10 protein-coding genes and 4 pseudogenes are annotated in these 15,667 nt (G+C 57.2%); 5 read left to right on the plus strand and 9 right to left on the minus strand.

Features of this window, described 5'->3' with window-relative positions; translation table 11 throughout:
• Window positions 1-20 precede the first annotated feature (20 nt).
• From NKI72_RS12315 to NKI72_RS12325, 3 genes and pseudogenes are all read left to right on the plus strand, one after another.
• Window positions 21-107 (plus strand): N-6 DNA methylase, encoded by an 87-nt coding sequence (locus NKI72_RS12315; protein WP_352549373.1) that lies wholly within the window; start codon window positions 21-23, stop codon window positions 105-107.
• Window positions 92-583: pseudogene (locus NKI72_RS12320) on the plus strand (phosphomethylpyrimidine synthase ThiC); the annotation flags it as partial. The gene NKI72_RS12315 and the pseudogene NKI72_RS12320, both read left to right, overlap by 16 nt.
• 3 nt (window positions 584-586) lie before the next feature.
• A pseudogene (locus tag NKI72_RS12325) lies at window positions 587-1,081 on the plus strand (FAD-dependent oxidoreductase); the annotation flags it as partial.
• Between the two features lie 819 nt (window positions 1,082-1,900).
• Here the strand turns inward: NKI72_RS12325 and NKI72_RS12330 are convergent.
• Window positions 1,901-2,371 (minus strand): hypothetical protein, encoded by a 471-nt coding sequence (locus NKI72_RS12330; protein ID WP_352719565.1) that lies wholly within the window; start codon window positions 2,369-2,371, stop codon window positions 1,901-1,903.
• A gap of 326 nt (window positions 2,372-2,697) precedes the next feature.
• Here NKI72_RS12330 and NKI72_RS12335 point away from each other — a divergent pair.
• Window positions 2,698-2,829: pseudogene (locus NKI72_RS12335) on the plus strand (ATP-binding protein); the annotation flags it as partial.
• A gap of 134 nt (window positions 2,830-2,963) precedes the next feature.
• Here NKI72_RS12335 and NKI72_RS12340 read toward each other — a convergent pair.
• The 8 genes and pseudogenes from NKI72_RS12340 to NKI72_RS12375 form a co-directional block, all read right to left on the minus strand.
• Entirely contained in the window at window positions 2,964-5,123 is a 2,160-nt protein-coding gene (locus NKI72_RS12340; protein ID WP_352693105.1) for a hypothetical protein, read from the minus strand.
• Between the two features lie 636 nt (window positions 5,124-5,759).
• A complete protein-coding gene (locus NKI72_RS12345; protein ID WP_352549318.1) occupies window positions 5,760-6,482 on the minus strand; it encodes a LuxR family transcriptional regulator in 723 nt (240 codons plus the stop codon).
• A gap of 131 nt (window positions 6,483-6,613) precedes the next feature.
• Window positions 6,614-6,981 (minus strand): annotated as a pseudogene (locus NKI72_RS12350) (transposase); the annotation flags it as partial.
• Window positions 6,982-7,120: 139 nt separating this feature from the next.
• Entirely contained in the window at window positions 7,121-8,209 is a 1,089-nt protein-coding gene (locus tag NKI72_RS12355) for a hypothetical protein (RefSeq protein ID WP_352693109.1), read from the minus strand.
• 180 nt (window positions 8,210-8,389) lie between these two features.
• Window positions 8,390-9,754: a hypothetical protein gene (locus NKI72_RS12360; RefSeq protein ID WP_352693111.1), complete on the minus strand. Its 1,365-nt coding sequence runs from the start codon at window positions 9,752-9,754 to the stop codon at window positions 8,390-8,392.
• Window positions 9,755-9,763: 9 nt separating this feature from the next.
• Window positions 9,764-13,318 carry a S8 family serine peptidase gene (locus NKI72_RS12365; RefSeq protein WP_352719562.1) on the minus strand — a complete coding sequence of 1,185 codons (3,555 nt, stop codon included), beginning with the start codon at window positions 13,316-13,318 and terminating at the stop codon, window positions 9,764-9,766.
• A 203-nt stretch (window positions 13,319-13,521) separates the two neighbouring features.
• Complete coding sequence (locus NKI72_RS12370; RefSeq protein ID WP_352549327.1) at window positions 13,522-14,028, minus strand: lysozyme family protein; 507 nt, start codon at window positions 14,026-14,028, stop codon at window positions 13,522-13,524.
• On the minus strand, window positions 13,985-14,680 hold the full coding sequence (locus NKI72_RS12375; protein WP_352549329.1) for an acyl-homoserine-lactone synthase: 696 nt from the start codon (window positions 14,678-14,680) through the stop codon (window positions 13,985-13,987). Before NKI72_RS12375 ends, NKI72_RS12370 begins: the two co-directional genes overlap by 44 nt.
• Before the next feature lie 393 nt (window positions 14,681-15,073).
• Between NKI72_RS12375 and NKI72_RS12380 the strand changes: the two genes are divergently transcribed.
• A complete protein-coding gene (locus NKI72_RS12380) occupies window positions 15,074-15,640 on the plus strand; it encodes a hypothetical protein (RefSeq protein WP_352549331.1) in 567 nt (188 codons plus the stop codon).
• The last annotated feature ends 27 nt before the right edge of the window (window positions 15,641-15,667 follow it).

Raw genomic sequence — 15,667 nt, forward strand, 5'->3', positions numbered from 1 at the left:
GCGATGCCTACGAATATCTGATGCGCCATTTCGCGACTGAGAGCGGAAAGAGCAAAGGCCAGTTCTACACCCCCGCCCAAGTCAGCCGCATGTCGGCGCGGCGATGATCGGTTGGTTCGGCACCGCCATGCTCTGCTACGTCACGCCGAAGGAGCATCTCGGCCTTCCCGATCGCAACGATGTCAAAATCGGCGTGATCACCTACAAGATAGCCGCCCATGCCGCCGACCTGGCGAAGGGTCACCCGGCGGCAAAGATCCGCGACGAAGCGCTGTCGCGGGCCAGATTCGAGTTCCGCTGGGAGGACCAGTTCAACCTGTCGCTCGATCCCGAAACAGCGCGGTCCTTCCACGATCAGACCTTGCCCAAGGAGGCGCACAAGCTGGCGCATTTCTGCTCGATGTGCGGACCGAAATTCTGCTCCATGCGCATCTCCCACGACATTCGGGCCACGGCGCAGAAGGAAGGCATGGCGGCGATGGCGGCGAAATGCCGCGCAGGCGGCGATCTTTATATGCCGCCGGTGGAAACGCCCGCGGTAGAAAAACAGGCCTCAGTGCAGGAAGATCAGGGGGCGCGCTGAGCCATGCGCCGCATTCTTGTCAAAGGCGCCGGTATGGCAGGCCTCACCGTCGCCCATGAATTGGCCGCGCGGGGTGCATCCGTCACGGTTGCTGAAATTCGCAGCCAGATCGGCGGCAATGCCTCCTGGCTCGCCGACGGCATGCTCGCCCCTTGGTGCGAACGCGAAAGCGCCGAGGAGGCGGTCGTCACTTTCGGCAACGTTGCAGCCGACTGGGGCGTCGTCTTCCTTTTCGAGACGGGCGAGGTCGGCCTTTCCGGCTTTGATCAGGTGATCGACTGCGCTCATCCGGCGTTCGGTGAGGCCGAAATCGTCGAGACGGGAGTGGGTGTGCGCCCTGCCTATCCCCACAATCTGCCGCGGGTGAAGCGCTGGAAGGACGGCACGATCACGATTAACGGCCTTTGCCGGCATGGTTTCCTGCTTTCACCGGCCATGGCCGAGCAGGCTGCCAGCGTTCTCTTCAATTCATCTGCCGACAAGGAGCCTGAAAATGAGCTGATCGTCAACGCTGAAGCGCTTGAAGCCAAGGCAACGACGCTCGACGCTCTTTTGAAGGAGCTTGACTATGAGGGCGGCTGGCTCGCCACAGCGCTCAACGCAAGCGATCCGCGCTTGACCTGGTCTCGGTCCGTGCCGCCACCGCGTCACCAGCCTTTTCGACTTTCTCCGCCAGAGCAATATCACAGAGCGATGAAAGCGACGCGAGCCAAGTCACTGCTTCACGCTACTACCTTCGCCTTCCCTCACTGATCCCCGAAAAGGTATCCCGAGGTTCACCCAGCGCGATTTGTCCTCGTTCTGACAAGTCCGCTTTCAGCCTATCGAGCGCAACACGGGCCGCAGGCAGTGCCGTCTCCGAACCGTCTCCGAACAGACAGTGCAGCGGCCGCCATGCATTTGGCTCTGCGAGATGAAAGTCACCTTCCGTCGCGCTTGGGACTCCGATAACAAGGTTCTCGGGCGAACCGAGGCGCGGGGATAAAAGCACCGGCGCCCACAATGCCCGGATGTGATGAGCTCGGCGAGGAAAGTCACTACGGTCGTGTCCCATAAGGTGGTGTAGCTCGGCGGTTACGAAGCTGCTCGCGAGCGCGCCGTTAGTAGCGCTGTAGCGAGTGAGCGGCGTGTCGGTGGTCATCGGCGCTTTCCGGTAGGGTTTGGTTGTTGACGCCAACCCCATTTCGGAAGGACCACCGATGACCGACGACATGATGAACCTGCTCACGCTCGTGGAGAAGACCCCGGATGTCGCGAAGAGGAGACCCATCCGGAAGATATCCTCGCTTTGATATCTAAGTCGAGATCAGGTTTCTCTCAGTCGAGCCCGAAATACTTCCGCAGGGAACGGTGCGTCATCTCGCGGACCGCATAGCGGCCGACGGCGCGATTGCCGTCCCAATGCCAGTCATCGTTCCAGCCGAGCATGAACGCCCGCTTGTTCTTGGTCACCGTCCGAGTCCGGATCGTTGTCCTTGACTGAAAATGGGAGATGTTGTCGATGCCCGCGTCGTTTAGGAGCGAAGCGTCGAGCACAGGACCGTGCTCTGCGATCACACGCAGGCCCAGCTTGGTCTTCTCTTGGGCCGCCTCCATCCAAAAGCGGATTTGTTGTTCGTCTAGTTCTACAACATCGGTCATGTCGATGCCTTCATAGTCTGAGACAGCCGCGGCTGGATTGTCGACGATCAGCGAATCTAGCCCGTTGAGATTCAAACGGGCTAAAATTTCGGCGCGCGCTGAGACGCTCAGCTTGGCGAAGTCGGCTAGGTCTAGTAAGATTTGCATGTTGTACCTTGTGGCTAGTTTGGATTCGCCTTTGGTCGGGCAAAATAGAATCTAGCTACGGCAAGATCCGCTGTCAACAGCTTTGTGCCGAGGCATGATGGATTTTTGGTATGGCAACTTTGGAGCCTTGTCCGGCTTCCGGACAGGGCTTTGGAATTTCTGACATTCAAGATCCGTTTGCAAGCGACAGGGCTGTCACGCAGTGAGATCCGGTTCTCGGACTCCTCCATGGCCCAAAGAGGGCAACATCCAACCGGCGGGCGATTCATGCTGATGTAGTAAGGCATTAAAAACTTTAATCGAGCACATTATCCTCTGGTCGGGCGCCGGGGTCAGGAAAGTCGATGCTCGCCGAGCGGCTGCCGTCGATCCTGCCGTCGCTGGCGCCCAGGGAATTGCTCGAAGTCTCGATGATCGCCTCCGTGGCCGGCGAGCTCGGTCGAAGGCAAGCTGACCGACCGGGGGGACGGTTGCGTGCTTTGGTTATCCAGTCGACGTCGTAACCGTGAGTTTTGAATACATTAGGGGAAGATGGCGAAGCTGCCGGATTTCGCCTGTAAATGACCGCTGGTGGGCAAAACTCCGACTACGACTAGGTACATTTCGCCGGAAACCGACAGCGTGACGATAAACGGTCTAGTCCCGCCGTTTTCGAAAACTCCGGAAAAGGTCGTGTAAGCGCGCTGGCAGAGTACAGGAACCATGAATCCAAGATACCCCCTCGCCCCGCTGATTTCCATGAAGGAGAACTGCCAAGCCCAGCAGAAAGCCGGCAGCCGGTCCGCTGTCCCTGTTCGCGCTGCTGCTGCTGCAAGCAAAGATTAAGATTCTTAAAACAGCGAACCAAAAACCTTCCTTCCCCGACTTGGTGGTCCCGCTGAAAGCAAAAGGCAACATCAGGTGGGCTCTCGGCCCAGCTAGCTAAATCCGGAGTCGCGGCTGTCGAGAACTGAACCCATCCGTATCGCCATTCAGTATATTCGTCTTTGAACTTTACAAAGGAATATTCGCCTGTCTCAGCAAGTATTCCCTGAATATATCTGACATCTGCTTTGCCGAAGGCGGCATGGTCCCCGGGGGAAAAAAATAGCTCCAGGGAACCGGTACTCGTCAAACCAGCCGTCTGTCGAAATGCTTCGCCACTCATTAGCCCGGCAGCACTTCCCACTGTGGCGCCCTGCACCTGCGCGGCTTCCTTGGTGAGGCTTTGCCAACTAATCCCAGGCCGGAACAGGGACATATATAAAATATGAGCGGGATAAACATAGTTCGCCTCACTCGACGAAAGCCGTTTCATAAAGCCCCTCGCGGCGGCTAGAGCTGTAGGGCCTACTGGACCGACACCTTTCGCCCTGTTGAAGTCCCCATTTATAGCAATAAGCGCCCGCGCATAGTCTAACAACGCAACATCCACTCTTAAGCTGGCGGGCAGGCATCGAGTCGCAGCCACACCATCGGCGTATGCGGTGTCAATCTCAAGATCATCCGCCCTCGACGTCTTTTTTGCGTAAAATTTATCCGCCACACGGTTGTAATAAAACTGGAGAGCGCCATACCTAAAGTACTTGAGCCTCTCGACGCTTTCCGCGTCGCATGATTGTGAGAATAATTGGCCCCCTTCAATTTGTTGAAATCCGAGAGCAAATCGATCAACAGGAAATCTCTGGGTGAGGCGCCTTGCTTGATAGCGCAGCGTAGGGTCGGGGGAATTCAAAAAAGAAATCAGCAACCGATAATCGGAGTCATCAAATAGTCTAATCAATTGGCTAAGATCTCTGATCCTGTATCCTGGTGTCAACTCGCGCTGCTCGCTATTAATTAGCTCCACTAAAATGTCCAGGACCGCCGCGCGGGCTCGATCCGTGAGATGTGTGTCCCTTAGACTTTTCCTCAACTCCGTGCTGTAATGCGTTCCGTCCTCGCTCAATCCCTTTTTTGCTTCAGCGGCGTTCCTTTCGTCGCTCCCGATCAAATCATTCAGCAGAGATTGATAGTCCTCTTCGGCTGCATATGCGGATCCAATCCAAAATCCGTGAACCAGAGCGAATGATTCAGTTCCTGGGGAAGAAAGGCTTCCCAGTTTCTCCGTCTCTAGAGGAGGAGGAATGGGAAACTCCGACGGTTGACCAACGAGAGGCTCAACGAGAGGCGCCAATTGCTTCAGCCTCGTAAGGCTCAACATGACGCCGTCGGATTCGATTTTGTTCTCGACCGATTGGCTAGGCGAGCCCGGATGGGTTGAAGATCTTAGGCAATTTGATACGGCGTAGCGGGCTGCTTCGGCATCTCCGACGTACTCAGGGTTAAATTTGACGATTATCTTTGGGCTTGCTTTCCATTTCTCGAGAAATGAGGTTTCCTTGAGCTCCTCTTCTTTTGAAGCAATTTCATTGTGCTGGTATTCTACAACATCTATCCGACATTCCCTCGATTTCTCGAAGCGCAGCAATAGAGTAGAGTCCCGCCGGCCGAGCGGAGTTTCATCAAACCTGATGACTAGGATATCATTTCGCCGTTTCTGCACCCAAAAATCCGCTGGAAGCTCTGTCGCTACCAAGCTTTTAGGAATATCCTGAATCTCAAGTTGAAGACCCACCTGTGCCCCACCGCGACAGAAGGAATCATAGGTAAAAAAGGAAATTAGGAACACTGTAACTAAGCCGGCTATACCGCCAACTGCGGCGTAGCCAAATTGCCCAATTGGGAGCGTGCCTTTCGCCCCAATTTCTCCGCCTATGAATGCGCCCGCCATAGCTGTACCCAAGGCGAAGAACGCAGTGAGTGGGTAGAATGCGTTACAGACAATCTGCGGCCCTCCATCTGCAGCCCTAACAGCAATGTAGAAGAAGCCTAGGAGAACAAGACCACCGAAAACTGCTCCTACAACGAGGCGCCAAGGCGGTCCTGCTGGCAAAGGTCCTCGTTCAATTGCGTCAAGAGCGGGATCAGTAGACTGGTCGTGGTCCGGATTTGTCATTTCAGCCCCCTTGCCAAAACGTATTTCCGCTCACGAACGCCGGCGGAAAATACGCTTGGCGGCCTAAGGTATATTAGCATCCCGTTATTTTATTGTCGATACGAGAACTGTCCTTCGCATCTTTGACATAGTGGGCGATGACTCTCGCCTGTCCGTTCCTGCTGCCGCGTCGTGAGAATGCCGGCAACCAGCCCCTTGGTTCCGAGGGCAGGATTGAGAAAGATTCTCGCTGCGTCTGAGCAGGCGGCGAAACAGCGATTCGACGGGGGACGAAAGACGTAGCATAGAGATGCTTGTTCAGCGCATTGACGATATGGGCTTCTATCATGGCGCGATCCCCCGATCGTTCTCGGAGGGATAGTCGCAGTCGCGCTAATATACGTCACCTGTCCGATCGGACAGTTGACGCGCTCAGGGATGGATCAAACGTCGCCGCACCGCCTCAACGACAGCTTGCGTTGTGGTGCCGACGCCAAACGCTTCCCGAGCCCTTGTGGCGTGCCATTTGACGGTGCGCTCGGCGAGGCCAAGTATCTGGGATGTTTCCGAAGAAGTCTTGCCGGCTGCGGCCCACAAAAGCACCTCCCTTTCCCGATCGGTCAGAAGACCTTCGTCGCCTTCATCGTCGTTCGACAAAGCCTGGATCGACATGCCCGCGTATACCGCCATGGTCACCAGTTGCACCTGATGGCGCGGCGACAGGGTGCAGGACTTCGCGGAAGACGCAAACGAGAGCACGGATTGCCAGTGATGAACGCTGAGCATCGGCACGGCGAAGCCGCTCGAGATGCCAAACTCCGTCGCCTCGCCGGCAACGCGACGTGAGCCCTCCGTATCTGACCACTTTGCCGGGACTTCGGCCCAAAGAAATGGCTTCAGCGTTTTTGCTGAATAAATGCAGACGCCGTCGACAGACGCATGCTCGGCTTCGATATAGCGTTCGAACCAGCCGGCCGGCCAGCCATTCAGTTCCACCATCGGCGCAAGTTTCTGCCCGCCAAGGGGGACGCCGCTCAGGATGAGATGTTCGAAGCCGAGCTTTCGCACGGTCTCAAGCAAATCGGCCAGCAGCGGCCCCGTTGCCGTGTGTTTCCTGCAGCGTTCGATAAAGTCGAACACGTCTGAATCGAGCATGCCAGAGACTCCCGCCTCTATGCCACGATGGAAGTGTAACCTAATTTAGAAGCGCCGAATATACTATTATGACGTGCACCGTTTTGTCAGCATCAAAGAGAATTGAACTGCGTCCATTGATGAAATTGTTCAAATTGTCGTGGCTGCCGTGGGGAGCGAATAGCTTGGATGGCTCGCAGGATCGACACGTCCCACTCACCGCATGTCTCCGCCACCAGCGTTTGCGGCCAGACCTCACAGTTTCGGAGGATCGCGTCCTGCAGCATCTCCTTGTCCAATGACAGGTCGGCGACCAGCTTCCTCAGCTTGCCGTTCTCGTCCTCAACTGCTTCAGCCGCTTCATCTCCGTCGGCAGCAGTCCGTCGTATTTCTTTTTCCAGTTAATGTACGTCGCCTAGCTGATTCCCGCCCGCCGACAGATCTCGGCAACAGGAATCCCGTCCGCTCCCTGCTTCAGAATAAACGCCTTCTGCGCGTCCGAAAACTTCGATGCCTTCATCGTTTTCCGCTCCTCCCAGCCAAGGGACATTACCGCAGAAAACTCCACTTTCGAACGGTCCAGTTTTCAGGAGTCACAGCAGACGAAGAAAAGCAACTGATATGCTGATACAAGGATCTATCTTTTTGGCAGCAGCAATCTACTCGTGATCTGCGGCCTTCGCGCGCGCCTCTGTTCTGTCGAGGGTGTCCGGCACAAGCCGTTCTGAGAACCCGGCAAGGAATGACCAGACAAGAAGTTTCGCGAGATCGGCAGTTGGGCCTAGAATTGTTAGTCCGCTTGGATCCATTATTTTGCTATGTGTGGAAGAAGGAGAAACTCCACTCTCAGATGCTTGCCATACAACATGCTCTCCAACGGAGATGTTTCCCAAATCTGGAAAGGCGGCACCGCCGATAATGCCACTTCGTAGGAGAAAATAGAAGATGAATGCGCCAATCATGCCGTACAGGAGACGCACGTATAGCATCCGTGGCTGATATTCAGTCATGACGTCCTCAAACCCAAATGTCTGGATATTCATCTGGAACCTCATAACTCTACTAAAGTATGCACCGAGGATTCCAAACGCGGAAACCATGCCAAGACCGAAAATCGGGCTAGAGGAGAATAGCCTGTGTCCTTTCGCGATATCGCCTAGCGCCATGGGGTTACCGTCGGATTGCAACGAGAAGATTAGGAAATAGAGAAGCAATGGCAATACCGATATAGCCATTACGCACAGCCCGAAAAAGAAAAGGCGCGATGCCGTCTCGCCTCGAAGCCTTCTGTTAAATCGATGGTTGATAAACCATCTCTGGAGATCGTCAAGAAGCGCGATATAAGCTGCTCGCTTACGTTGCAATGCAGTATCGTTTTCATCTGACCCATCGAATATCCTTGCATTATTCTCGTGTTGAGCCAGAGTTGCTAACTTACGCGATCTCGCCAACTGAATCAGAATCAAGAATTCCGTCGTTAGTTGCGGCTCAGCAAGCACCAAACCAATCGTCTGTTCGGCGGCGTTCAGCTTGTACCATTCCTCCGCACCCGACTTCCAAACCAGAGGGTCGGGAAAAAGTTCGTCTATTGCGACCTGTGCTGCGGGATCTGCCACGTTGGATCGCGTGGCCTTCCAGATCGTCTGAAGCGATAGCCATTCGTGGGCGAGAATTTCGTTCTTCTCCTCTGGAGCGCTGCCCAAAAGCTTGTGTTTGATGCCACGTAAGGACTGAAAGTTAATAGACATTCGACCACCCCTTGCCTTGAACAAACCGGGTAATATCTCGTTGCCCGCACCTCGGCGACTGCCTCTGCCTGGCTAGTTCCGCCAGCGATCCGGCATAAGCCGTTCGCCCGTCGCAGCATCGGCAAATCAAATTCCCAGTGAGGCAATTCCGTCCTTCGCCGATAACGGTCATGCCGACCGCTAAATCGAGATATCAAAGTAGAGGCCAGTGCTGGCGATGCCTGGAATTGGCCGCGCCGGCGTTTCGTCGATACGCACCACACCGACTTTTGCCATGGCTTTGAGCGCCTCTAACAAGGCCGGGAGCGGCATGTTGCCCCAATTTTTGTCCAGGGCCATCTGATGGTTGACCGGAACTGCCGCTACAAGCAGGTTCTTCATTAGGTCGAGGCCTTTGTCGCGCAGAGTGGCGTTGTGGCTGCCGTGATGGCCGACCTTATAAAAGATTGTGCGCGCCAGCAGATCCGGGCCTGTAACCCGTTTCCCGTCCACGTTCCATGAGAGGTCCTGCCACGACAGCCAATTGCCCACTTGGGCGTCCGCGACGAACAGAAGCACTTCCCGATCGGCAACGAACTCGATGGCCAGCACCAAGCTTGTGTTGTTCGTGGCGCTGTCGAGCGCCAGCGCCAGTTCCGAAGCGCCGTCTAGCCAGGCTGTGTCGACCATGCGCCACGCCGGTGCGTCCTCGCCCCGCCCCCAATAGCGCCGACGAAAGAAGTCCATGCCCCTGGCACTGGCAAACGGGATGGGGCGCAGGCCGTCGAAAGGCGAATTGCGGTCCTCGGCGGAGAGGGCGCTCGCCACGTCAGCGGCCGGCAGATGCGCAGAAACGCCATAGGTCTCGGGGTTTCTGGTCGACGGCAGGGTGCGACGGATCTGCTTGGCATCGGTGGGTGGGCCAAGGATGTAGAACCGAACGTCAGGATCGGAAAGATGAACTGGATCGTCAGCTGGGCGGCAATAGCGCACATCGGCCTTCGCCATAGCTATTTTCAGGGCATCCTCGGTCGAATGGCCTCCCGCAGCCCCAAAAAAGCCCACCAACGCATCGATCTCGGCCGCTTGGTCGGCGTCTCCTGCCATGGTCATGGCCGATCCGGCCAGTCTGAGGGCGCTGATGGCCCTCTTGCGCTCATCCCGGAGCTCGTTGGCGAGGCGGTCATTGGGATCTTCTGTCCATGCCACCCAGACCTTATCGACGTTCAGTTTGGCAAAAGAGTCTTCTGCCTGGATAAAGCCGGACAGATGGTCCCAGTGCTGGTGTGTCGCCACTAGCAGATCAATGTGGGAATCGGTCTCCTCAAGCACATTGTCCATCACTTGCGTCATGATCTCGCCAGCCTTTTTGGTGCCGAGTATCACCCCGCAATCAATGAGAATCCGGTAGGGGTCGCCATGCTGCCTCGCCAGCGTCACGAGGAAGCAGTCTCCGAGACCCTGCCGATACATGCGAATTTTGCCCCGCGCAGCCGTCGGCGATCCGGCCGCATCGGCCCCCTTGGGCGGGGCGGCACTGAGCTCTGTGGTCGATTTCCGTGCCATGTCGCGCCCCTAGCTCATGCCGTGAAGGAAGGCGAACGGCTCCCTGCCCGCCGGTGGCCCACCGAAATAGCAAGCCCGCAGGTTCTCGTTCATGCGGCTGCGATAGTCGCGTTGGGTTGCGATCCGGCCGGCGCCCATGAGTTTCTTGGTAACAACGTAGCGGACCGTGGTGGACTTGAGGTCGATAAGGAGCGTGCAGCCTCCGCGATAGCTGGTGCCATCGCGAATGGCTGGGCGCCAGGTCTGAGTGATCTCGACGACAAGATCGGTCTGGCTCTGTCCGTCTGGTCCGACACGGCGTGCCGGTCGTACCGAATGCACCTCGATGCCCCCGATGGTGCCGTCAATTGAGATGCCGTCAGCAAGCGGAATGGTTTTGGGACTGGTCTCTCGAACGAAACCGAGCGCCGTCAGTTGTTCATCCGAGACGTGCTCGCGGGAAACAAGCCAAGCGTGAAAGATCGCTGCGTTATGTTGCGACGCTTCGTAGGCTTTCTCGCGGTCACCGTCCAAGTTCCAGGTGAGTTCCATCTTGCCGAGCACGCTCGCAAGATTGTCAAGGCCCAGCACTGGAGGGTCCCATACCAAGTTGGCGGGGGATAAATGGCGAACGCCAGGTGGCAGAATCCCCCGGTCGCGGAAAGCAGCTGCGAAGGCCGTGCGGTATCCGCGCGGGTCGTCGGGTACCAGGTCGCGGTCGGCGGTTATGAGCGCCCTTAGGTAATCGCCGAAGGTGATGTCTACCGGCGGGCAATAATCGAGCGCCCGGATACACATAGCTAAAACCTGCCCGGCAACCTTGCTAGCCTCGTCGGCCATCCGGTCGGCAAGATCGACCGGAATTTCGCCAGGCGGCAGGATACCGGTGCCACTAGTAGCGAGGCGAACTAGGTCGGCTGTGCGTCCCTGATAGATGGAGAGAAAAGCGGCAAAAACTGCCGAAACCAGCACCGAACCGAGCGCGTGCGGCTCCTTGCTTGGATCATAGTCGCTGCGCATGACCTTGGCGGGATTCCATTTGCCGTGCTTATCAGTTCTGCCAATTGCATCGCGCAGCGCCCCATAATTGCCATTCATGGCCTGGCCGAACTCTACAGCGAGCTGACTCAGCAGACTTTCCTGCGACAGGTCGCCAGCGGTCTTTCGAATTTGATGCTTCAGGGCCTCCGGCAAGTTGAAATGCTGGAACAGCGCGACGATGTCGGCGAACGCCTCATGAAAGGCCAGGACATCCGGATTGGTCGGCTCGCGAAACCGCCGGTGCAGACCATCGAGCAGGGCGTGAGTGGTTTCGTGTGCGATAACATCATGCGACAGTGCTGCGAAGTAGACCCCGTGTGGCAAGCCAAGGCCGGCGCTGTCGCCGGCGGCGGTAAAATAGCCAAGCAGCAGCGCCTTACGATCTGGACTATAGAATGCGTTCGCGGCGCGGATGGCATGCGGATAAATCCGTAGTCGCTGGATGTAGCTGTCCTTCATGCCCCTTATTTCGCCCGGTTGCGGCGCCCATAGGGCAGATCGACCCAGCGCCCGCTCGAAACGCTCGATGGTCCGCATGGCGACTGCGTACGTCATCTGCTGGTGAAATTGTGGATCGCCCTCGGAGGGCGTCAGCCCGTCCTGCATCAAAAGGTAAGGGTGGTTGAGGTCAACCGGCGCATACGCGCAGCGGCTCGCCGGATCGACATCGACCACTTCGATATATTCGCCCACCGGCCCCGGCAGCAGGTCTCTCTCCCATCGTACATCGATTACTGCGCGATTGATCGCTGCGGTGCCCATATCGGTGGCGAGCGACGGATCGACGGCAAAGACTTGCAACCGACGGCGATTTGGCGGCCGGACCACGGGCGCCATCGCCGTATCGAGCCGTTTCCTCGCGATCGCATCGCCGGCCGGCGTTGGGGACGTGACTGGAGCAACGAGGGATACCGGCACTGACGTCCTGCCGCCATTCTTCAGTGCCGTGCAAAGTGCCCTGGAGACACCCGGCTGCGCCATCAACGCGTCGGCAATGTTCAACTTGTCCCTCGGCGTCAGCGAACGCGGATCCACGGCGGGATCAGGGAGTAGGACCTCGACAGCGGCGGACTGCGAGAGTTGAAGAGCCTCGAGTTCCAGCATCCGGCGGCCCTGTGGGGGCACGGCGCCGAAATCGCCGCCGGTGAGAACGTCCAAGAACGGGAAATTGGCACTGTCGGACGGCGCCTTGACCAGGTCGGCAGGCCTCGGCGGTGCGATTCCCAATGCCGCAAAGGCCTTGAGTTCGCCGCGTCCCAGCCTAGCGGCATCCGGGCTGCCGGCAGCGGAACGAAACAAGGCCTGCCGTACCGCTTCTGCGCGCATCCAGTCTTGGCCATAGGCCGCCAGCTTGGCTGCATTCAACTGTATCCAAAGGGCAGCGGCCGCAGCAATTTGCGGCGTGGCCGAAGAGGTGCCGTTCCCATCGAAATCTATGATTTCCGGACAGCCACGTCGGGCCCAGGTGGTATTTGGCGTGCAGGCGGCGAGGGCCGTTCTCATCTTGGATGGCGGTCCGTAATTGCCAGCCATCAGATTTAGCGCCAGGTCGGCGTAGGCCCGGTGGTCCGCCATCACCCCGCAGGCGGCGACGACGCGGCCAAAGCGGGCCGGATAGACAATGTTGCGCGTAGGCAAGTTGGCGTAGTTGTTGCCGGCGGCGGTGACGATGAATACGCCTTGCTCATACAGGGCATTGACCGCCTCGGCCCAAGCCTGGGAGGCGAGCCCGCCCATGCTCATAGTGACGACGTGGACGAAAGTGGCTGGATTGACCGAAAGGCCGTGGACGTAATCCAACGCTTGTGCGATGGCGCTATTGTAGAATAGCAGCACACTGTTGGCGACGCGGATCGGCACTACCTCAACCTCCGGTGCGCCGCCGAGGACAAAGAACGCACCGAATCCCTTGCCCGCGAGCAAGCCAAGTGTGCCGGTGCCGTGGCCTGGATTGGCGAGGCCCCCGCTTGTGCCACGTTCGGTAGCATCATCGGACAGGTCTGAGTCGACGAAGTTGTGTTGGAGGGCAAGGTTCATATGTGCGGGGAGAGAATGATGACCAGGGTCGTAGCCTGTATCGAGGTGCGCGACACGTACCCGGCCGGCAGCTGCCGGGCCCGCTTTCGCGATGGCCTCATCGAACTGCGAAAACGCCCGCTTCCGCAACCAAAAGCTGTCGGCATTAGTCGGGTAGGACGTGTCCTGCTTGGCCGCGTTACTGCAGCCTCTAGCTAGCGCGAGGCCCATGGCCTTTTCGTCCCCGGCTAACCAACGCTGCTGCAAATCCGGTTCCGCGAATTCTATGCCGCCAGCCAGACGGAACTCATCCGAGAGTAACTGATGGCAGGCGTCCCAAGGATTGTCGCCGCTATCGTCCGAAGACAGAACGTGCCATGCGACGCCTGCGGCCATTCCTTGGCCTGTTTGAGATCCAATGCTGCGAAATAGCGGCACAGCCTGATATTTCCGCTGCGCTTGGGTCAGTGTCTGTCCGGTAAGGGTGGAGTTCGCCTTAACCAACAGTCGCAGCATTGCCAGCTCCATTCTTTCGGGATGTCTCAATCGCGATCCACAAGTTGGTACGGTCCTGACAGCGGCCGAATTGCAGTTGTTAGACTTCGCTCCTAGCTCGACGCGACGAAGTCCTTCCCCGCGTCGTTCCGGACCCGCTCCTGCGCTATTCGTATTTCCTTGGGCAGTATAAGAAGCCGCGGCACGGAAGCGCCCGCGCCGCCGACCGTCGTCACCTAACCGCGGAAGGTATCGCTTAGACCGCGTGTGAGTTTATTCTGTACTCTCGCTGCCGCTTCGCCCTTAGTCACGGCACCATCCTTGTTGCTGTCCAGACCGTTGTTCTGCTGGTACTGGACCGTCGGCACCCTGAACATCACAAAAGCTTCGGCCTTGCCAACGGCTGCCGGCCAGAGGATCGCCATGTACACGTCGGATAGAGTCTTGAGCCTGCCTCTTTGCGGCTTAAAATACTGCGCCACATAGTCGAGTTGGCCGACTTCGGTCATTGCTGCAAGTTTGCCGGTAGTTGTGCCCAACCCCTTTGCCGTGCTTGGCATGAACTGGATCAACCCTGTCGCGCCGCTCACCTTGTTTACAGTGTTCGAGCGAAAGCGTTCGCCTGTCTCGAAGGCCATACACGCCATCAAAAAGCTCGCGTCACAGCCCAACTCATCACAGATCGTGATCACCTTGTCCTTAAATGCGGCGCTGACTTTCTTTCCGAAGGCTATCTCGGTCATGTTCTCTCCTCCCCATTTCGGCCTTCCCAACAAAGGGCAGCTGCGTTCCTCTCCGCACGAGAAGTGAGTGATTGATCCCGAGGATCTTTCGGACACTGGCCAGTGCCGCCTCATTCACTTCGATATACGCGACGATGTACCACTCGCCGTTTTCTTCCCTTGCCATGCCCATGGGCTCGACCCGCCATTTCAGGGCGCCATGGTGCGGCATGAAGTAGGTTTCCTGGATGCCGCCCACAGCGCTGACCCCTTCGTCGAGAGCGTATTCCATCACCGCGCAGCAGAGCTGTGTCAGCGTGCCCCGCAGTCCGGCAGAGCGCCTGTCAGGAACAACGAAAGTGCGTGTCCACTCGGCCCAATCCGGGCGCCTCGGGACCCCTGAGTTCTCGCACATGTGGGGAAAGACTTCCGACACCATATGCGGTTCGCTGGTCGGGATCAGCCGCGCCGACGTTACCACCCGGTCGTCGTCGATACCCAGGAGATACGTCGCAGCATCGGTATCGAACTGGTCTAGTTCGCGACCATCCGGGCTTGGCGGCCGCCACCGCTTCTGGTGCACAAAAAAATCGTGCCGACGGCGCAGAAATTCGTCGAACTCATTTTCATAGAGATGTCTGTTCTGCGCATTGACGACATGAGCCGTAATCATGGCGCGATCCCCTGACCTTCTCGGGGATAGTTGCAGCCGTCCTAAAGTACGTCACCTGTCCGATCGGACAGTTGACGCGTTTTAGGGATGGATCAAACGTCGCCGCACCGCCTCAACGACAGCTTGCGTTGTGGTGCCGACGGCCAGACGTTTTGCCCGCGACAAAGAGGATTTCGCGGAGTTCATTGCCGAAATTTCTTAGGCAGCGGTAGGAAATGGCAAAAGGTCTGATCTTGCTGTTGAACAGATTTAAAACAAAAGATGGGTGCTGAGACCATCCATACACGGCAGTATTACTCGCAATACTCAAGACATCACTCTTATGGCGACATATGCCTCACTATGTAGCAATTTTTATCCCATTGGATATATCGGGCATTTAGGAGGTAATTCGTGGCGGAGCAACCATCAAATGAATCGAGAATGCAGGCCCGACTGAACGCACTATTGGCAGGTCCTGGGGTGGGGTTGGCCATACTGTATGCAGCCGCGATAGGAGCTTATTTTCTATTTAAAGACCTTCAAACGCGCGACCTGTCTCAGACGAGTTCGCAGATTTTTGCGCTCGGTAGTCTGGCCGTTGTCCTGATTTTGCTTTTTGTGGGCGTTCGAATTGTCAACTCATCTTCAGCCACACAAAAGGACGTCATTCCGGACAAAGACCGAAAGCTCCTGGAAGCGCTTATATCCGATTCAAACGAGAAGGCGATTGATCAATACGTGCGCTTGAGCAGTTTGACGGGAGGAACCGGGCTCGCCACCAAACTGGGACTCACGGGATTGCCGTTGCTAACAGTCGCGCTGACGCTAATTTTCTGCAGTCTTGAGCTCTACAAGCCCGGCACAGGTTTTATGGACCTGACCAAACTGACTTTGGGTGCTTTTATTGGGTCGTTTGTCCAAAGAGTTGCGACCTCACAATCGGCCGGTTCGGCAGGTCGGGTGCCGCCCGTTGCGTAAGAAATATTAGGGAAAGCGGGGTGGCCA

Origin of the sequence: Mesorhizobium sp. M0437 (genome assembly GCF_040321335.1) — a bacterium.
Taxonomy (GTDB): domain Bacteria; phylum Pseudomonadota; class Alphaproteobacteria; order Rhizobiales; family Rhizobiaceae; genus Mesorhizobium.